Consider the following 16,791-nt stretch of genomic DNA (forward strand, 5'->3'; position numbering starts at 1 on the left):
GGCCGGGGACGGGGGCGGGGTGGGGTGTCGGCCTGGACGTAAAGCGTGATTTGTGGCGCAACAGTGGCCCGCGCCCTGTCGGAGTAGAGCAGAGGGCGCCTAAATCATGCAGTCCAGGCCGACACCCCACCCCGCCCCCGGCACCGGCCCCCACCCGCAGCCAGGCAGACACCCACCACACCCCAGCAACGGCGCCGTGCGCCAAGCGACCTGCCTTACCCCACCCCTTCCCTCCCCGCGCCCCGCGCCGTAGCCTGACGCACCGTCAGATCCATTGGGCCGTCGGGAGGCCACACCATGTCGCCGCTTCTGCTGCAGGGCAAGACCGTCATCGTCTCCGGCGTAGGCGCCGGCCTCGGCCACCAGGTCGCCGCCACCGTCGTCCGCGACGGCGGCAACGCCGTGCTCGGGGCGCGGACCGAGGCCAACCTCGCCAAGGCCGCCGCCGAGATCGACCCCGACGGCACGCACACCGCGTACCTGCCGACCGACATCTCCGACGAGCGCCAGTGCGAGGCCCTCGCCGCCCTCGCCGAGGAGCGGTTCGGCGGGGTCGACGCCGTCGTTCACGTCGCCGCCTGGGACTCCTACTTCGGCGGCCTCCAAGACGCCGACTTCGGCACCTGGCAGCAGATCCTCGACGTCAACCTGCTCGGCACCCTCCGCATGACCCGCGCCTGCCTGCCCGCGCTGAAGCGCGCCGGCGGCTCCGTCGTCATCATCGGCACCCAGTCCGCCATCGCCTCCCCCAACGAGGTGCAGCAGGCCGCCTACGCCGCCTCCAAGGGCGCGCTGACCTCCGCCATGTACTCCATGGCCCGCGAGCTCGGCCCGCACCGCATCCGCGTGAACACCGTGCTCCCCGGCTGGATGTGGGGTCCCCCGGTGCAGGCCTTCGTCACCTTCACCGCGCACACCGAAGGCATCCCCGAAGCCGAGGTCCACGCCCGCCTCACCGACCGCATGGCGCTCCCGGACCTGGCCACCGACGGGGACGTCGCCGACGCCGCCGCCTTCCTCGCCTCCGACCGCGCACGGGCGATAACCGGCCAGTCCCTGCTGGTCAACGCCGGGGAGCTGATGCGATGAGCCCCTCCGTGCCCGCGCGAGCGGATCGTATGCTCGGGCCATGACCACTCCGAGTGACGCTCCGACCGAGAACTCGATGCGCCGCGCGCTCCGCCGCGCCCGCGACGGCGTCGCGCTCGACGCGACCGAGGCGGCCGTGCTCCTGCAGGCGCGCGGCGAGGACCTGAAGGACCTCGCCGCGTCCGCCGCCCGGGTGCGGGACTCCGGACTCGAAGCCGCCGGCCGGCCCGGCGTCATCACGTACTCGCGCAAGGTCTTCATCCCCCTCACCCGCCTGTGCCGCGACAAGTGCCACTACTGCACCTTCGTCACGGTCCCGGGCAAGCTCCGCCGTGAGGGCCACGGCATGTACCTCTCCCCCGACGAGGTCCTCGACACAGCCCGCAAGGGCGCGGCCATGGGCTGCAAGGAAGCCCTGTTCACGCTCGGCGACCGGCCCGAGGACCGCTGGCCCGAGGCCCGCGAGTGGCTCGACGCGCACGGCTACGACGACACCCTCGCGTACGTCCGCGCCATGGCCATCCGCGTCCTGGAGGAGACCGGCCTCCTCCCGCACCTCAACCCCGGCGTGCTGTCCTGGTCGGACCTCCAGCGCCTCAAGCCGGTGGCCCCGTCGATGGGGATGATGCTGGAGACCACCGCCACCCGGCTGTGGTCCGAGCCCGGCGGCCCCCACCACGGCTCCCCCGACAAGGACCCGGCCGTCCGGCTGCGCGTCCTGGAGGACGCGGGCCGCTCCAACGTGCCCTTCACCACCGGGGTACTGATCGGCATCGGCGAGTCCTACGAGGAGCGCGCGGACGCCTTCTTCGAGCTGCGCCGCATCCAGCGCAGCTACCACGGCATCCAGGAAGTCATCGTCCAGAACTTCCGGGCCAAGCCCGACACGGCCATGCGCGGCATGCCCGACGCGGAGCTGGAGGAGCTCGCGGCGGCCATCGCCGTGGCCCGTCACATCCTCGGCCCGAGCGCCCGCATCCAGGCCCCGCCGAACCTGGTCGACTCCGAGTACGCGCTGCTCATCGGCGCCGGCATCGACGACTGGGGCGGCGTCTCCCCGCTGACCCCCGACCACGTGAACCCCGAGCGCCCCTGGCCGCACATCGAGGAGCTGGCCGAGCGCACCGCCGCCGCCGGCTTCGAGCTCCGCGAACGCCTCACCATCTACCCGGAGTTCCTCCAGCGCGGCGAGCCCTGGCTGGACCCGCGCCTGCTGCCGCACGTACGGGCGCTGGCCGACGCGCAGAGCGGGCTCGCGGACGAGTCCGCGCAGGTCGAGGGCCGGCCGTGGCAGGAGCCCGACGAGGGCTTCACCGCCTACGGCCGCACCGACCTGCACGCCACCATCGACACGCAGGGCCGTACCGGCGACCGCCGCGACGACTTCGACGAGGTCTACGGCGACTGGGAGGCCCTGCGCGAGGCCGCGGCCCCCGGCATGGTCCCCGATCCCGAGCGCATCGACAGCGACGTACGGGGAGCGCTCGCGCAGGCCGCCGACGATCCGACGAAGCTCACCGACGAGCAGGCGCTCGCCCTGCTGCACGCGGACGGCCCGGCACTGGACGCGCTGTGCCGGATCGCGGACGACCTGCGCAAGTCGGTGGTGGGCGAGGACGTCACGTACATCGTGACCCGCAACATCAATTTCACCAACGTCTGTTACACCGGCTGCCGCTTCTGCGCCTTCGCGCAGCGTCGCACGGACGCGGACGCGTACACGCTCTCCCTCGACCAGGTCGCCGACCGGGCCGCCCAGGCCTGGGACGTGGGCGCGGTCGAGGTGTGCATGCAGGGCGGCATCCACCCGGACCTGCCCGGGACGGCCTACTTCGACATCGCGCGGGCGGTGAAGGAGCGCGTGCCGGGCATGCACGTGCACGCCTTCTCCCCGATGGAGGTCGTCAACGGGGCGACCCGGACGGGGATGTCGGTACGGGACTGGCTGACGGCGGCCAAGGAGGCCGGCCTCGACTCGATCCCGGGCACGGCGGCGGAGATCCTGGACGACGAGGTCCGCTGGGTCCTCACCAAGGGCAAGCTGCCGACGGCGGACTGGATCGACGTGGTCTCCACCGCCCACGAACTGGGCATCCGCTCCTCCTCCACCATGATGTACGGCCACGTGGACCAGCCCCGGCACTGGCTGGGCCACTTCCGCACGCTGGCCCGCATGCAGCAGGAGGCGCACGCCAAGGGCGCCCTGGGCTTCACGGAGTTCGTGACGCTGCCCTTCATCCACACCAACGCCCCCGTCTACCTGGCGGGCATCGCCCGCCCCGGCCCGACGGTGCGCGACAACCGTGCGGTGACGGCCATGGCCCGCATCCTGCTGCACCCGCACATCACCAACATCCAGACCAGCTGGGTGAAGCTGGGCTCGGAGGGCGCGGCGGAGATGCTCCGCTCGGGCGCCAACGACCTGGGCGGGACCCTGATGGAGGAGACCATCTCCCGGATGGCCGGCTCCAGCTACGGCTCGTACAAGTCCGTCCAGGACCTGATCGCCGTCGCCGAGGCGGCCGGCCGGCCCGCGAAGGCCCGTACGACCCTCTACGGCGAGGTCCCGGAGGAACGCCAGGCCGCGGCCCGCGCCTCGGACGGGCACCTGCCGGACCTGCTGCCGGTCCTGGACTGACCGGCCGGAGGGACCGGACGGATGACCGGCCGTACGGATGACCGGCTCCGCGAACGCGTGCGGGCCCTGCCAGGGGGACAGCCCGGCAGGGCCCGCACGCCGAGGGGCTGATCAGGCTGATCAGCCTGATGAGATGGGTCAGCCGACCAGGAGGTCCTTCTTGAGCTGCTTCAGCTCGTGGCCGTCGATGCCGAGGCCGGTCTTGAGGTAGTTGTCGAAGCTGCCGAACTTCGACCGGACCTCGTCGTACCCGGCGTTGAGGTACTCGGGGCGCACGTCGAGCAGCGGCTTGTAGACGGCGGCGTGCGAGGCCGGCAGGTGCGAGAGGATCGCGTCGTTGGCGGCCTTGCGGTAGTCGTTGCTGGCCAGGTAGTCGGCCATCACGGTCTCGCTCGGCACGCCGAGGGCGGTCAGCAGGGAGGCGTTCGCCCAGCCCGTGCGGTCCTTGCCCGCGGTGCAGTGGAACAGGACGGAGCGGTCGCGGTCGCGCTCGATGCCTTCAAAGACCTGCGTGTAGGCCTTCTTGCCGCCCTCGCCGCTGACCATGGCCCGCTCGGCGTCGACCATGGCCTTGACGGCCTCGTCGGGGGTCTTGGGCATGACCTGGAAGGAGCCGGAGCCCGCGAAGACGTCGGCGACGACGTACTTCGCGCCGGCCGGGACCTTGTCCACGTCCGTGGTGCGCTCGCTCTCCATGCGGAGGTCGAAGATCGTCTTGACGCGCAGGCGCTGGAGCTTGGCGAGGTCGTTCTCGGTGAGCTTGTTGAGGGCGTCGGAGCGGTAGATCTCGCCCATCTTGACCCACTGGCCGTTCGTGGTGCGGTAGCCGCCCACGTCACGGAAGTTGGTGGTGCCGTCCAGCTTGATCAGCCGGTCGGCCAGGCGCAGGCCTTCACCGCGCTCGGGCTCGAAGTCGAACCACTGCCGGTCGGCGGCGGGCAGCCCGCTGACCACGGCCTCGCCCTGGGCACCGCCCTTGGCGACGACCTTGCCGTTCGCCTTGATCTCCACGCGCTTGGTGCCCTTGGCGTTCCACTTCAGGGTGTACGCGCCGTCGGCGCCGGCGGTGACGGTTGCCTCGGTGAAGGGGATGGAGGCGTTGCCGTGGTGCCGGCCGCCCCAGGGGAGGTCCCACCCGGAGGCGGCGGCGGAGGCGGCGGGGGCCGCGACGATGGCGACGGTGAACGTGGAGGCGACGACGGTCGCGGCGAGCAGTGCCTTCTTCATGCCCCCGAGACTCTTGGCCTCCGAATAACTCCACGTGAACACGGCATGGCCGAAACCGACCGGGTGTAAGGCAAGTGTCAAAACGTGCCACCCGCCTGGCCGGCGCGGGAACGGGGGGCGGGGCTGCGCCCCCGACCGGGCCCCGACCGCGTGCGGCCGGTCGGGCCGCGCCCCGACCGGGCCCCCACCGGATGCGGCCGGACGGAGCCGCGCCCCGGACCGGGCCCCCACCGGGTGCGGCGCCGTTCCCGGGGGCCCGCCCCCGGACCCCCGCGCCTCAAACGCCGGCGAGGCTGGAGAATGCCGGCGCGCGGCCACATCCAGCCCCGCCGGCGTTTGAGGCGCGGGGTCTGGGGCGCAGCCCCAGAGGGGTCCGGGCGCAGCCTGGCACCCCGCCCGTCGGGCGTGTGGGGCGCGGGGTCTGGGGCGGAGCCCCTCCCCAGCCCGTCCAGCGTGTGGGGCGCGCAGGGTCTGGGGCGGAGCCCCTCCCCCAGCCCATCCGGCGTGTGGGGCGCGGGGTCTGGGGCGGAGCCCCTCCCCAGCCCGTCCGGCGTTTGAGGACCGGGTCAGGGCAGAGCCCTGGGAACGGTGGAAGGGCGGGTAGGGGACTTCGCCCCGCAGGGCACACCACCCGCACCCGCCCACCCGGGCTGCGCACCAGCTGCCGGTGGCGGCGCCACCGACCGGCCGCCACCGGACGGAGTCCGGTGCAGCGGGGCGAAGCCCGCGCAGCGGTGCGAGCTCCGCGTCAAAAAGGGGACCGGCGGAATCCAGCCGTTCGCCGCCCCCATACCGCCCGCATGACCGACTACTTCCGGACCCGATCGGTACTGTCCACTACAGTGCCGCCAGAGCACGCGCGGGAGTCCGGGGGGATCACAATGGACACGGCGACGGAAACGTCCGGGGAGCAACAGAGCAGGCCCGGGGCAGCCCAGCCCCTCCAGCCGGCACCCGCACCTGCACCCGCACCTGCCCCCACACCCGCACCCACCGGCGGAGCCACCGGCCTGGGCCCCGCCACGGGCCCCGCCGCCGGCGCCACCCTCGGTGGCCGCGCCGCCGTCACCACCGGCCTCTGGGGCCGCACCGAGCAGCAGGACTTCCGTAGCCGCGTCAGGGGAACCCTCCTCGGCTCGGCCATCGGCGACGCCCTCGGCGCACCCGTCGCCGCCCTCTCCCTCCCCGAGCTCCTCGAGGCCCACGGCCCGGCGGGCCTGACCGAGCCGGCCCCCCGCGCCGAGGTCACCGCCGCCACCCAGCTCGGCCTGTTCACCGTGGACGGCCTGATACGGGCCCACGTGCGCCGGGACACCGGCGCCTGGCACCCGCCGACCGACGTGCACCGCGCGTACCTCCGCTGGGCCCTCACCCAGCACGAATGGGGCCCCGACGAGCGCCGCGAGGACAACGGCTGGCTTGCACAGGAGGAGTGGCTCTACGTACGCCGCTCCCCCGACCGCTCCTGCCTGACGGGCTTCGCCGACGGAGTCCTCGGCACGCTCGCCCAGCCGAAGAACCCGACCGCCCTGGACCCGGGGGCGGCCACCCGTTCCAGCCCCTTCGGGCTCCTGGTCGGCTGGGAGCCGGCCCTGGTCCTCCAACTCGCCGTCGAGTGCGCCGCGCAGAGCCATGGACACCCCACCGCGTACCTGTCGGCCGGCGCCCACGCCGTCATCGTCCACGGCCTGACCCGCGGCGAATCCCTCGACTCCGCCGTCCAGCGCGCGCTGGGCCTGCTCGGTGTCCGCCCCGGCCACCAACCCGTCACGGACGCCCTGCAGCGCGCGCTCGGCGCCGTCACCACGGGCGTCCCGTCCCCGCAGACCGTCGAGGGCCTGTCCCCCGGCCACGGCCGCGGAGCCGAAGAGGTCCTCGCCATCGCCGTGTACTGCGCCCTGGTCGCCGAGAACGTGGCACACGGCCTGCGCCTCGCCGTGAACCACGGCGGCGACTCCGCTGCCACCGGCGCCCTGTGCGGCTCCCTGCTCGGCGCCCAGCACGGCGAGACGGCCCTCCCGGCGGCCTGGCTCGCCGGCCTCGAAGGCCGCGCCACGGTCCTGGAACTCGCCGACGACTTCGCCCTGGAGATGACCCAGGGCCCCGCCCTCCACGGCCCGGCCGCACCCTCCACCGCCTGGCTGACGCGGTACCCGCGCGGCTGACCCGTCCTCCGCCGCGAAGCCGACACCCGGGAACCTCCCGGGCCCCTGCCCCCCTGCCCCCCTGCCCCGCCCCAACTCCACCTCCCGCCCCCGGCCATGGCCGACGCACGCCCCTGCCCTCCGCACGCGCGAAGCCGTACTTTGGCCCTCCCCACACCACGGAGGTGTCAGCGCACATGCGGATCGCCACGACCGTCTTCCTCACCGACCGCACCATCGCTCCCGTACCGCTCGCCCGGGCCCTGGAGGAACGCGGCTTCTCCGGCCTGTACCTCCCCGAGCACACCCACATCCCGGTCAGCCGCGCCACCCCGGCTCCCATGGGCGGCGAGCTGCCGGAGATGTACGGCCGCACCCTGGACCCCTTCGTCGCCCTCGGCCAGGCCTCCGCCGTCACCGAGCGGCTCCACCTCGGCACCGGCATCACCCTCGTCGCCCAGCACGACCCCATCGACCTCGCGAAGCAGGTCGCCACGCTGGACCACCTGTCCGGCGGCCGCGTCACCCTCGGCATCGGCTACGGCTGGAACGTGGAGGAGGCCGCCGACCACGGAGTCGAGTGGCGCACCCGCCGCGAACTGGTCCGCGACCGCATGGCCCTGATGCGGACCCTGTGGTCCCCGGACCCCACGGCGTACGTGGGCCAGTTCTCCTCCGTCCAGGCCAGCTCGGCCCACCCCAAGCCGGCGCAGACCCCGCGCGAGCTCGCCCCGGGCGTCCCCCTGTACGGCCCGCGCACGCTGATCGGCGGCCAGGCCGGCCCGAAGCTGTTCGCGGCCATCGCCGACCACAGCGACGGCTGGCTCCCGATCGGCGGCGGCGGCCTGACGGAGTCCCTCCCGGCCCTGCGCCAGGTCTGGGAGGCCGCGGGGCGCGACCCCAAGTCCCTCCAGGTGGTCCCGTACGCCGTCCAGCCGACCCCCGGGAAGATGTCCCACTACGCCGACCTGGGCATCGAGGAGGTCGTCCTCCAGCTCCCCTCGGAGGGCGAGGCGGAGATCCTGCGGATCCTGGACGGGTTCGGGCAGTACCTGTAGCCGGGTCGGAGAGGGGCAGCACCCCGGCCGGCCGAAATCCGCTGGCACGGGGGAGCCGCTCACCGCGATCATGGCCCCATGCCGGGCCAACGCAAGCGCGCACGCAGCAGGATGCGAGCCACCCAGCGGACGGCGGACATCCCCGGCCGCTGGGAGCCGCTGTTCTCCACGACCGAGCAGTCGGAGCTGCGGGAGCACTTCCGCCGCCTGCGGTCCGAGGGCACCGTCACCGACCCCTCGCAGATCCGCATCGACACCCACTGCGGCCGCCTCGCCCACCCGTCGACGTACCGGATCAGCCTGTTCGTCCCGGAGGACCCGGCGTGAGCGAGGACCTGAACGAACTGTGGGAGTGCATCCCGGAAGGCATCCGCCGCCAGGTGGACGGGTACGTCCTGCAGGACCGCCTGATGAACGCCGTCCGCACCGTCTGGGAGGCCCGCCGAGCCCATGGGATGGGGCTCTACGAGGCCCAGAAACTGGTCTCCGCCCGGTACGTCCACTTCGGCGACCGGGTGGCCCGCACCCCCGACTGCCCGCTCGACCTGGAGTCCCTCGCCGCCATCACCTCCGGCATCCGGGCCCGGGTGGCGGCGATCGAGGCCGTCTGGGACGGGGACACGGTCCACGACTGGTTCGTGCGGCTGCTCGCCCTCACCCAGGACCCCGCCGGGGAACACGAACTGGCCACCGTCTACTGGGGCACGGGCACCCGCGCCCTCGAAGCCGAAGGCGCCGACCGCGGCCTCCTGGACCCCCACGCGGCAGCGGCCACCCGCGCCGGCACCGCACTGGCGGCCCACCTCGGAGTCCCGTTCCACTTCGCGAGCCCGGACCAGCCGGACGACGAGGCACCGCGCTACGCGTGCCGGACGACCTGATAGACCGTCTGCGAGACGGGCGCCGGGCGCGGGACCCCGGCCTCGTTCCAGCCGATCTCCTCGGCACGCTTCTCGATGGCCTCGTGTGCGGCCCGAGCTGCGCCTTCGTCCTCGAAGAAGGCGACGGACAGCCCGTTGCCGGTGGCGGGATCGACGAGGTGGTACGCGCCGTGGACGCCGGGCACGGCTGCGGCGGCATCCAGCACCCAGCCCCGGTCATCGGTCGGCATCGGTTCCCACACGGCCACCCTCGCGATCATCGCCGCCTCCGTTTCGCCCGCCGGTCCGAGCGTCCAGCATGCAGCACTCCCCGGTGGCAGCGCTCGCTCCGACACGAGCCCCCTCCTGGCGATGCCCCGTGCCGGAACAGGGCTTGACCTCAAGTGAAGTTCAGGTTGGAAGCTTCCTCGTATGACGCTGGCCGTCGGGCAGCGCACCAACACTTCATGCGCTGGAGGAAGTCCCATGTCGAGCACTGCTGTTCCCACCTCTGCATCCACCACAGCCCCCGTCCGCCGTTCCGGCCTCGCCTGGTGGAAGGCGCTGGCCATCGGCGCGGCCGGCGCGGTCGTGGTCAATCTGATCGTTCTGGCCGTCGCCAAGCTGGCCGGGGCCCCGCTCGTCATCGTCAACGGTGGCACGGAGCACCCGATCACCGTCGGGGGCGTCATCAGCGCCTCCGTCGTCCCGTTGGCCGTCGGGACGGGCGCCGCCTTCCTGTTGGCCCTGTGGAAGCCGGTCTTCCTGCGGATCGCGCAGTACGTGGGCGGCGGGCTGGCGCTGCTGTCGACGCTCGGCCCGCTGTCGTCCGGCGCCGACGGAGGGACCGTCACAGCCCTGGCCCTGATGCACATCACCCTCGGCGCGGCGGTCGTCGCCACCCTGCAGCTCAACCGCCGCAGCCAGTAGGCGGATTCCGCCAACCTCGCGACGCCTCAGGACCCAACTCAGTGGTACAGAGCAGTAGTTACGGTCTGAACCTATGCGATCACGAACGTCGGTTTCCGGCCTCCTGCCGGATTCCCTGTAGCCGACTGGAGCAAGCAGGCGGGCGCCCCCGCGCGGCTGTGGACGTGCAGTGGTGGCGCGAACCAGAGGTTCAACCTCCGGATCGTGTGACCCTCCGGGCGGGCGCCGGCACCTGCCCGGCGCCCGCCCGTTCCCGGACTCCGCGCACCGCCTCGCGCACCATGAACACGTCCACCGGGTCCTCGGCCTCGAGCCCGAAGCCGTGCCGCTCGTACAACCGCCGGGCCGCACTGCCCTGCAGCACGTTCAGCCGGACCCGGGTGCCGTCGCGGTCGCACTGCTCCAGCAGCTCACGCAGCACGGCCGCGCCGATGCCCCTGCCCTGCAGGTGGGGGGCCAGGTAGAAGTGCTCCAGCCAGTGGGCGTCCTCGGCCGGGCGCAGCGCCACGCAACCGGCGAGCGCACCGCCCACCTCGATCACCCAGGTGTGCGCGGGCTCGAACCCGTCCCGCAGCCGCTGCCGCACCCACTGCTCGTCGTACCGTCCGAGCCGCTCCAGATCCGCCCGCAGCACCACGGCCCTCAGCTCGGCCACCGCCTCGACGTCCGCCACCGAAGCCGGCCGCATCTCCCAGTCCCCCATGACGCTCCCGTTGCCCGGCCCCTAGGCCTTCGGGGTCCAGTCCTGGGCCAGCAGGCCGAGGAGCACCTCGTCCAGGAACTCGCCCATCACCCAGGCCGAGGAGCGCAGCACGCCTTCGCGGACGAAGCCGTTGCGCTCGGCTGCGCGGAGCATCGCGGGGTTGTCCGACAGCGTCTCGACCTGCAGCCGGTGCAGGCCGCGTACGACGAAGCCGTAGTGGCACAGGACCGCGACCACGTCCGTGCCGTATCCCTTGCCCCGGGCGGACGGCAACAGCCCGAGTCCGGCGTGCGCGGACCGGCTGTGGTTGTCGATGCCCCAGAGCGTCGCCGTGCCGATCAGCGCGCCGCTCTCCAGGTCCACCACGGAGAAGGGGACGTGTCCCTGGTCGCTGTCGTCGACCGTGAACGACAGGGCCTTCGAGCCGGCCATGAGAGGCCGCCACGGGAGGGCCGTGGCCCGGGAGGCGGAGACCACGTCGTCGTGGAGACCGGCGTGCAGGATCGGAATGTCGTCCTCGTGCCGGGCCCTGAGCCCGACCGTGTTGCCCTTTAGCATGCAAGGTTCCTATCCGACGGCGCCGTCGGACGGCAACCCAATTGATCAGCGGAAGGCGTTGGCGTTCTCCGAGGCCCACTGCCGGAACGGACGGGCGGGCACCCCGGTGACCTGCACAACCGTGTCACGCACCCTGAGCAGCTCGTCGTTGACGTCGCCGCCGGTGACATCGAGCACCGCGTCCGCGGCCTCGGGTCCGAAGACCGCGGCCATCTGCGCGTAGGCCTGCCCACGACTGATTTCGGCGAAGGGAACGTCCCGGCCCAGCGCCGCGGCGATGGCCTCGGCCTGCTGCCGGGCGGTCACCGGCTCGGGACCGGTCAGGGCATAGGTCCGCCCCCGGTGGCCGGGCTCGGTCAGCGCCACGCGCGCCACGGCCGCGATGTCCGCCGGATGAATGGTCGGCAGCGCGGTCTCGGCGTACGGCGCACGGACGGTCTCGTGCTCGCGGATGGCTGCGGCCCACATCAGAGAGTTCGAGGCGAACTGCGTCGGCCGCAGAATCGTCCAGGCCATACCGCTCGCCTTGAGCAGCTCCTCCACCGCCAGGTTCTCACCGGCAGGACCGAGGTGCGGGTGGGTCTGGACGGTGATGGACGAGACCAGGACGACGTGCTCCACACCCGCCCGGCGAGCGGTTTCGAGGATGTCCCCGTCCGACCCCAGCCGCGACACCAGGAACAGCGAACGCACCCCCTCCAGCGCCGCCTTCAGCGATACGGGATCGGCGAGATCACCCTCCACCGCCTCGACCCCTTCGGGAAGAACGGCCCGTGCGGCATCCCGAGTGAGCCCCCTCACCGGCCCGACACCCACCCCGCGCAGCTCCTCCAGCAGGGCGCTGCCTATGTTCCCGGTGGCTCCGGTCACAAGAATCACGAGCACGTCTCCCGTCGCCAGTTGATCAAGGAAGCACCAGGCTAGAACCTCAATCGCGCTTCAGGTCAAGAAGCGCCACGCAGCCACCGCCCCACCCGCAGCCCGAGCCGCCAACCTGAAAACCCCTTCCCCTCCCTCCCCCCGTCCTGAACGATGAACCGCATGGTTTCCACTGACCGGCTGCTGGCCTTCGCCGCCATGTCGTTGCTGCTGATCCTCATCCCCGGGCCGAGCGTGCTCTTCGTCATCGGGCGGGCCCTGTCCCAGGGGTGGCGGGCCGCGCTGATCACGGTGGCCGGGAACACGCTGGGGGCGTACGTGCTCGTCGTCGCCGTGGCCTTCGGCGTGGGGTCCGTGGTGGAGCGGTCCGTGCTGGTGTTCACCGTGCTCAAGCTCGCGGGGGCCGCGTACCTCGTCTACCTGGGGGTCAAGGCCTTCCGGCAGCGGCACGCGCTGCGTGCGGAGTTCGGGGCGGGCGGCGCAGCCGAGTACGGGAACTGGCGGTCGCTGTGGGAAGGGTTCGCCGTCGGGGTGGCCAATCCGAAGACCATCGTGTTCTTCGCCGCCGTCCTGCCGCAGTTCGTGGACCGCGATCAGGGGCACGTCACCGCCCAGATGCTGCTGCTCGGGCTCGTGTTCAACATCATCGCCGTGGTCTGCGACAGCGCCTGGGGCATGGTCGCCGCGACCGCCCGCAGCTGGTTCTCGCGGTCGCCCCAGCGGCTCTCCGCCGTCGGCGGGGCCGGCGGGCTCGCGATGATCGGCCTGGGTGTGACCGTCGCCGCAACCGGGCGCAAGGACTGATCCGAAGCGCGACTCGAAGACTTCCCCAGGGGGAACCATGCGCGTCCGCTTACCGCTCGTCCCGGCCATCGCCATCGGCGCCGTCCTGCTCACCGGGTGTGCGGGGGAGCTCGAGGCCGCAGAGCGGGCGGCCGCCGGCTGGGCGCAGATCGGCGAGGGGATCCAGGGGCTCAAGGCGACCGACGACCGGCTCCGCGGATTCGGCTGCCTGCCGACCGAAGACCCCTGGAAGTAGCGGAGTTACGGCACGGCCGGATGATCTACTGAGCCGACCGGTCAAGGACTCAGCACGGGGGCGCAGGCATGGGCACAGGCATGGGCATGGGCATGGGCATAGGCATGGGCGCGGACGCGGCCGCAGACACGAACGCGGATGCGGATGCGAACAGCCAGCACCACCTGGCCCTCCGCTTCGAAGAGCACCGCTCCCATCTCCGCGCCGTCGCCTACCGGATGCTCGGGTCGATCGGTGAGGCAGAGGACGCGGTCCAGGAGGCCTGGCTGCGGTTGAGTCGCACGAGCCGTAGCGATGTCGGTGACGTGGAGAACCTCGGCGGCTGGCTGACGACGGTCGTGGCGCGGCTGTGCCTGAACGGGCTGCGTGCCCGCCGGGCCCGCCGGGAGGACTCCCTCGACGACCGGCTGGACCCGGACGGCCCTGCTCCCCGGATGCCCGACCCGGTCCTCGTCCGGGAGGGCGGGGTGGTCGACCCCGAGCACGAGGTACTGCTGGCCGATTCCGTCGGGCCGGCGCTGCTCGTGGTGCTCGAATCGCTCGCTCCGGCGGAGCGGCTGGCGTTCGTCCTGCACGACATGTTCTCCGTGCCCTTCGACGAGATCGCCCTGATGCTCGACAGGACGCCGACGGCCACCCGGCAGCTCGCCAGCCGTGCGCGGCGCCGCGTGCAGGGGCGGGCGCCCGCGCCGGATCCGGACCTGGCACGGCAGCGCGAGGCCGTCAGCGCGTTCTTCGCGGCCACCCGCGACGGGGACTTCGACGCGCTCCTCGCCCTGCTCCACCCCGACGTCGTCCTGCGTTCCGATGGCGGCACGGCGCGCGCCGGCCAGTCGGTGGTGCTGAACGGAGCCCGGACCGTGGCGTCGCAGGCGGCCCTCTACAGGGCGCTCGCCCCGTTCGTCCGACCCGTGCTCGTCAACGGGGCAGCGGGCGTGCTGTGCGTGGTCGAGGGCCGGCTGATGTCGGTGATGGCCTTCACGGTGACCGGCGGCCGGATCGCCGCCATCGACGTACTCACCGATCCCGACCGGCTGGACCTCATCGACCTCGGCCCCCTCACCTGACGGGCCCGTACCCTCTCCTCCATGATCGACTCACGCGCGCACGTCCGGATCGCCCGGCCCTCCCTCGATCTGGCCGCCGCCGAGCGGTTCTACGTGGGAGGGCTGGGGCTCGACGTGCAGTGGCGCTCCACCGAGCGGGTCTCCGGGGAGCACGACCTGCTGATGGTCGGGCCCCTCGGGGGCGGTTGGCACTTCGAGCTGACCCACGACCCCGAGAACCCGGTGACGCCCTCCCCCACGGCCGAAGACCTCTTCGTCGTCTACCTGGGGCAGGAGCCCGACGAGGCCCTCGTGGCCCGGCTCGTCGAGCACGGCGGGGCCCGTACGCCCGCCCACAACCCGTACTGGGACACCTACGGGGTCACCGTCACCGACCCTGACGGCTACCAGCTCGTCCTGTCCTCCCGCACCTGGGGCTGAGCGACGGCCGCCGACCGCCGGGCGTCCACCTGTTCAAGTCGCTGATCCGGCCCGATCGACAAGACACCCCCTAGCGCCAGAACTGCGCCAGCGCCGCGTCCTTGAACGGGGCGGGGCTCACGCTCAGTTCGCCGGCGAAGGGGCGGTCGAGGGCCAGCACCAGCAGCAGGCTGAAGCCGATCAGCCCCGCCACCGCCGAGACGAACAGCAGCTGCATCTTCAGGCTCCGCAGCCCGAAGAGGAAGGTGAGCGGGAGGATCACGAACGCACCGCCGTACACGAGCACTTGGAGCAGCGGCGGCAGTGAGGTCTCGGCCATCGTCACGCGCGCCCGGCGCTGCGCGGCCACGTCGTTGAGGCGGCTGACGGCCTCCCCGTAGAAGGTCTCGCTCCGGGGGCCGGAGGGCTCGTAGGCCTGGAGTGCCGTGTACAGGGCGTGCGTCTGGTCGGCGGTGGCCGCGTAGCTGGGGCGGCCCTCGCGCATGAGGGGCCACTGGATCTCGACGACGGCGTGGACGTAGTCCCCCACCGCCCGGTCCACGCGGGCGCGTTCGGCCGGCGGGAAGGCCTCCGCGCTGCGGACGACCAGGGCCAGGTCGGTGGCCTCGGTCGCGACGATGGTCTGGGTGTTCTCCAGTTGCGTCCACAGGGTGACGACGACGAAGGCGAGGATGATGCCGTAGATCGCGCCGAACATTCCGAGGGCCACCCCGACCATCTCGTTGTGGTCGCCGTCCGCGAGGTGCGGGAAGCGGCGGCGCGCGGCCAGGCTGCCGCCGATGGCGAGGGCGACGAAGCCGCCGACGAGGAGGACGCCGAGGAGGAATGTGCTGAGGTGATTGAGCAACCAGAGGATCATGCCCTGCCCAACGACGACCCCGTCGGGAGGGTCCGCCCAGAAATCAGCGCGAGCGACCCTCGCCCGGCAGGCCGGCCACACCCGCCTCCTGGGCGGTGAGGGACTTGGCGGTGATCTCGCGCAGCGGGACCTTGAGCTCCGAGAAGCGGCGGGGGCCGTCCTGGAGGCAGCGCAGGATCAGGGTGGCCCATTTGTCGCCGATCCGGAACGGCACCAGGAGTGGCGGGAGTTCTACGTCGGCCACGGCGCCGGCACCGAGGCCCTGCGGGCGGCCGCGCCGGCGGGCCTGGACTGGGCGGTGCTGAGCCCGTCCGGCGACTTCGCCCCGGAGGGGAAGCCCGGGGATGCGCCCGATGGTGCGTCGCCCGGCGGCGGCTACGCCTTCGCCCCCGCCGATGCCGGGGCACGGATCCCGCACGCGGACTTCGCCCGGGCCGTCCTGGACGAGGTGCTGGCCCCGACCGTGCACGGCGCCCACGCGGGGGCGCCGCTCCGGGGTGCTGCGGCGCACGGCGCCGGCCCGGGGGCACCTCCCAGCGGTAGCTGGGGGAGTCCCGTACGGGGGCTCGTACGTCCTCACGGCGTCCAACGCGGGGGCCGGGCAGCATCCGGCCTGGTACCTGAACCTGAGCGCCGACCCGGCCGTCACGCTCCAGGTCGGCGCGGAGAGCTTCCCGGCGCTCGCCCGCCCCGCGACCCCGGCGGAGACGGAGCGGCTGTGGCCGGTGGTGGTGGCCGCGATGCCCTCGTACGCGGCCTACCGGGGCGCGGCCGCGCGGACGTCCGGCCGCGAGGTCCCGCTGGTCCTGGTCACCCGCGCGGTCCCCCGTACCGTCGGCCGAACCGTCGGCTGAACCTCAGGCTGAACCTCAGGCGCGCACCTTCGGCGCCTTCGGCAGCCCGGACGTCAGCGCGGTCCCGGCTCCGCCGAGGGAGGAGTCGGTCGCCTTCGACGCGGAACCGGCGGCCGAAGCCGTGATCTCCACCGCCGTCTTCGCGTCCTTGACGGCGCCTCCGGGGTGGTCGACGATCTCGCCGACGCGCTGGGTGACCGGGGGCCCCTGGATGGCGGGCTCGTCGGCGGCGTGCGCGACGGCGGGGCTGAGGGCGAGGGCCGCTCCTCCGGACAGGACGAGGGCGGCGAGGCTGCGCTTGATGGCGTTCATACGCGGCCCAACGACCCCGCCGCACCCCGAGTCACCGCTCCCGCCCACTTTGGAGTGCGGTACACCCTCGGCTGACAACGCCCGCGGGGCCAGGGGGGGGGGGGGGGGCAGGGGAGGGTGTGGACAGGGGGGGGGGCCCAGGCAGGGACCAAGG

The 16,791-nt window shown here is 72.9% G+C and carries 19 protein-coding genes and 1 pseudogene; 12 read left to right on the forward strand and 8 right to left on the reverse strand.

What is annotated here, in order from left to right; translation table 11 throughout:
• The first annotated feature begins 297 nt into the window (after window positions 1-297).
• Together ACFWBW_RS25095 and ACFWBW_RS25100 are read left to right on the forward strand one after the other, a co-directional pair.
• A complete protein-coding gene (locus ACFWBW_RS25095; RefSeq protein WP_385376330.1) occupies window positions 298-1,089 on the forward strand; it encodes an SDR family oxidoreductase in 792 nt (263 codons plus the stop codon).
• Window positions 1,090-1,129: 40 nt separating this feature from the next.
• Entirely contained in the window at window positions 1,130-3,727 is a 2,598-nt protein-coding gene (locus ACFWBW_RS25100) for a bifunctional FO biosynthesis protein CofGH (protein ID WP_385376333.1), read from the forward strand.
• Between the two features lie 138 nt (window positions 3,728-3,865).
• On the opposite strand, the gene ACFWBW_RS25105 is transcribed toward ACFWBW_RS25100, so the two are convergent.
• Window positions 3,866-4,954, reverse strand: coding sequence for a tyrosine-protein phosphatase (locus ACFWBW_RS25105; protein WP_385376336.1), 1,089 nt, complete (start codon window positions 4,952-4,954; stop codon window positions 3,866-3,868).
• Window positions 4,955-5,835: 881 nt separating this feature from the next.
• Here ACFWBW_RS25105 and ACFWBW_RS25110 point away from each other — a divergent pair.
• From ACFWBW_RS25110 to ACFWBW_RS25125, 4 genes are all read left to right on the forward strand, one after another.
• Window positions 5,836-7,119, forward strand: coding sequence for an ADP-ribosylglycohydrolase family protein (locus tag ACFWBW_RS25110; RefSeq protein WP_385376339.1), 1,284 nt, complete (start codon window positions 5,836-5,838; stop codon window positions 7,117-7,119).
• 176 nt (window positions 7,120-7,295) lie between these two features.
• The gene (locus ACFWBW_RS25115) at window positions 7,296-8,156 is read left to right on the forward strand and encodes a TIGR03619 family F420-dependent LLM class oxidoreductase (RefSeq protein WP_385376342.1); all 861 of its coding nucleotides are present in this window, start codon (window positions 7,296-7,298) and stop codon (window positions 8,154-8,156) included.
• A gap of 78 nt (window positions 8,157-8,234) precedes the next feature.
• The gene (locus tag ACFWBW_RS25120) at window positions 8,235-8,483 is read left to right on the forward strand and encodes a hypothetical protein (RefSeq protein WP_385376345.1); all 249 of its coding nucleotides are present in this window, start codon (window positions 8,235-8,237) and stop codon (window positions 8,481-8,483) included.
• The gene (locus ACFWBW_RS25125; protein WP_385376347.1) at window positions 8,480-9,037 is read left to right on the forward strand and encodes a hypothetical protein; all 558 of its coding nucleotides are present in this window, start codon (window positions 8,480-8,482) and stop codon (window positions 9,035-9,037) included. The genes ACFWBW_RS25120 and ACFWBW_RS25125 overlap by 4 nt, the downstream gene beginning before the upstream one ends.
• Here the strand turns inward: ACFWBW_RS25125 and ACFWBW_RS25130 are convergent.
• Window positions 9,016-9,297, reverse strand: coding sequence for a hypothetical protein (locus ACFWBW_RS25130; RefSeq protein ID WP_385376350.1), 282 nt, complete (start codon window positions 9,295-9,297; stop codon window positions 9,016-9,018). The two genes, ACFWBW_RS25125 and ACFWBW_RS25130, sit on opposite strands and share 22 nt — an antisense overlap.
• Window positions 9,298-9,502: 205 nt before the next feature.
• Between ACFWBW_RS25130 and ACFWBW_RS25135 the strand changes: the two genes are divergently transcribed.
• Window positions 9,503-9,946: a DUF6069 family protein gene (locus ACFWBW_RS25135; RefSeq protein WP_385376353.1), complete on the forward strand. Its 444-nt coding sequence runs from the start codon at window positions 9,503-9,505 to the stop codon at window positions 9,944-9,946.
• A 190-nt stretch (window positions 9,947-10,136) separates the two neighbouring features.
• Here the strand turns inward: ACFWBW_RS25135 and ACFWBW_RS25140 are convergent, their stop codons facing one another.
• The 3 genes from ACFWBW_RS25140 to ACFWBW_RS25150 are packed head-to-tail and all read right to left on the reverse strand — an operon-like array spanning window position 10,137 to window position 12,086.
• Window positions 10,137-10,649, reverse strand: coding sequence for a GNAT family N-acetyltransferase (locus ACFWBW_RS25140; RefSeq protein WP_385376356.1), 513 nt, complete (start codon window positions 10,647-10,649; stop codon window positions 10,137-10,139).
• 21 nt (window positions 10,650-10,670) lie between these two features.
• On the reverse strand, window positions 10,671-11,207 hold the full coding sequence (locus tag ACFWBW_RS25145) for a GNAT family N-acetyltransferase (RefSeq protein ID WP_385376360.1): 537 nt from the start codon (window positions 11,205-11,207) through the stop codon (window positions 10,671-10,673).
• 45 nt (window positions 11,208-11,252) lie between these two features.
• Window positions 11,253-12,086, reverse strand: coding sequence for an NAD(P)H-binding protein (locus tag ACFWBW_RS25150; protein ID WP_385376363.1), 834 nt, complete (start codon window positions 12,084-12,086; stop codon window positions 11,253-11,255).
• Between the two features lie 162 nt (window positions 12,087-12,248).
• On the opposite strand from ACFWBW_RS25150, the gene ACFWBW_RS25155 reads away from it, so the two are divergent.
• From ACFWBW_RS25155 to ACFWBW_RS25170, 4 genes are all read left to right on the forward strand, one after another.
• Window positions 12,249-12,890, forward strand: coding sequence for a LysE family translocator (locus ACFWBW_RS25155; protein WP_385376365.1), 642 nt, complete (start codon window positions 12,249-12,251; stop codon window positions 12,888-12,890).
• 37 nt (window positions 12,891-12,927) lie between these two features.
• Window positions 12,928-13,125: a hypothetical protein gene (locus ACFWBW_RS25160; protein WP_385376368.1), complete on the forward strand. Its 198-nt coding sequence runs from the start codon at window positions 12,928-12,930 to the stop codon at window positions 13,123-13,125.
• 104 nt (window positions 13,126-13,229) lie between these two features.
• Window positions 13,230-14,192, forward strand: a complete 963-nt coding sequence (locus ACFWBW_RS25165) for a sigma-70 family RNA polymerase sigma factor (protein ID WP_385376526.1) — start codon at window positions 13,230-13,232, stop codon at window positions 14,190-14,192.
• A gap of 21 nt (window positions 14,193-14,213) precedes the next feature.
• Complete coding sequence (locus tag ACFWBW_RS25170; protein WP_385376371.1) at window positions 14,214-14,612, forward strand: VOC family protein; 399 nt, start codon at window positions 14,214-14,216, stop codon at window positions 14,610-14,612.
• 70 nt (window positions 14,613-14,682) lie between these two features.
• Here the strand turns inward: ACFWBW_RS25170 and ACFWBW_RS25175 are convergent, their stop codons facing one another.
• Window positions 14,683-15,471 carry a DUF4239 domain-containing protein gene (locus tag ACFWBW_RS25175; protein ID WP_385376374.1) on the reverse strand — a complete coding sequence of 263 codons (789 nt, stop codon included), beginning with the start codon at window positions 15,469-15,471 and terminating at the stop codon, window positions 14,683-14,685.
• A 94-nt stretch (window positions 15,472-15,565) separates the two neighbouring features.
• A pseudogene (locus tag ACFWBW_RS25180) lies at window positions 15,566-15,715 on the reverse strand (winged helix-turn-helix transcriptional regulator); the annotation flags it as partial.
• A 151-nt stretch (window positions 15,716-15,866) separates the two neighbouring features.
• Here ACFWBW_RS25180 and ACFWBW_RS25185 point away from each other — a divergent pair.
• Complete coding sequence (locus ACFWBW_RS25185) at window positions 15,867-16,325, forward strand: nitroreductase/quinone reductase family protein (protein ID WP_385376529.1); 459 nt, start codon at window positions 15,867-15,869, stop codon at window positions 16,323-16,325.
• 15 nt (window positions 16,326-16,340) lie between these two features.
• Here the strand turns inward: ACFWBW_RS25185 and ACFWBW_RS25190 are convergent, their stop codons facing one another.
• Window positions 16,341-16,637 carry a hypothetical protein gene (locus tag ACFWBW_RS25190; protein WP_385376377.1) on the reverse strand — a complete coding sequence of 99 codons (297 nt, stop codon included), beginning with the start codon at window positions 16,635-16,637 and terminating at the stop codon, window positions 16,341-16,343.
• Window positions 16,638-16,791 lie beyond the last annotated feature (154 nt).

Origin of the sequence: Streptomyces sp. NPDC059957 (assembly GCF_042730015.1) — a bacterium.
GTDB lineage: Bacteria > Actinomycetota > Actinomycetes > Streptomycetales > Streptomycetaceae > Streptomyces.

Bases quoted from the DNA above. Each gene is read 5' to 3' on its own strand.
- ACFWBW_RS25095 (WP_385376330.1), top strand. From the start codon at position 298: ATGTCGCCGCTTCTGCTGCAGGGCAAGACCGTCATCGTCTCCGGCGTA.
- ACFWBW_RS25100 (WP_385376333.1), top strand. From the start codon at position 1,130: ATGACCACTCCGAGTGACGCTCCGACCGAGAACTCGATGCGCCGCGCG.
- ACFWBW_RS25105 (WP_385376336.1), bottom strand. From the start codon at position 4,954: ATGAAGAAGGCACTGCTCGCCGCGACCGTCGTCGCCTCCACGTTCACC.
- ACFWBW_RS25110 (WP_385376339.1), top strand. From the start codon at position 5,836: ATGGACACGGCGACGGAAACGTCCGGGGAGCAACAGAGCAGGCCCGGG.
- ACFWBW_RS25115 (WP_385376342.1), top strand. From the start codon at position 7,296: ATGCGGATCGCCACGACCGTCTTCCTCACCGACCGCACCATCGCTCCC.
- ACFWBW_RS25120 (WP_385376345.1), top strand. From the start codon at position 8,235: ATGCCGGGCCAACGCAAGCGCGCACGCAGCAGGATGCGAGCCACCCAG.
- ACFWBW_RS25130 (WP_385376350.1), bottom strand. From the start codon at position 9,297: ATGATCGCGAGGGTGGCCGTGTGGGAACCGATGCCGACCGATGACCGG.
- ACFWBW_RS25135 (WP_385376353.1), top strand. From the start codon at position 9,503: ATGTCGAGCACTGCTGTTCCCACCTCTGCATCCACCACAGCCCCCGTC.
- ACFWBW_RS25140 (WP_385376356.1), bottom strand. From the start codon at position 10,649: ATGGGGGACTGGGAGATGCGGCCGGCTTCGGTGGCGGACGTCGAGGCG.
- ACFWBW_RS25145 (WP_385376360.1), bottom strand. From the start codon at position 11,207: ATGCTAAAGGGCAACACGGTCGGGCTCAGGGCCCGGCACGAGGACGAC.
- ACFWBW_RS25155 (WP_385376365.1), top strand. From the start codon at position 12,249: ATGGTTTCCACTGACCGGCTGCTGGCCTTCGCCGCCATGTCGTTGCTG.
- ACFWBW_RS25160 (WP_385376368.1), top strand. From the start codon at position 12,928: ATGCGCGTCCGCTTACCGCTCGTCCCGGCCATCGCCATCGGCGCCGTC.
- ACFWBW_RS25165 (WP_385376526.1), top strand. From the start codon at position 13,230: ATGGGCGCGGACGCGGCCGCAGACACGAACGCGGATGCGGATGCGAAC.
- ACFWBW_RS25170 (WP_385376371.1), top strand. From the start codon at position 14,214: ATGATCGACTCACGCGCGCACGTCCGGATCGCCCGGCCCTCCCTCGAT.
- ACFWBW_RS25175 (WP_385376374.1), bottom strand. From the start codon at position 15,471: ATGATCCTCTGGTTGCTCAATCACCTCAGCACATTCCTCCTCGGCGTC.
- ACFWBW_RS25185 (WP_385376529.1), top strand. From the start codon at position 15,867: ATGCCGGGGCACGGATCCCGCACGCGGACTTCGCCCGGGCCGTCCTGG.
- ACFWBW_RS25190 (WP_385376377.1), bottom strand. From the start codon at position 16,637: ATGAACGCCATCAAGCGCAGCCTCGCCGCCCTCGTCCTGTCCGGAGGA.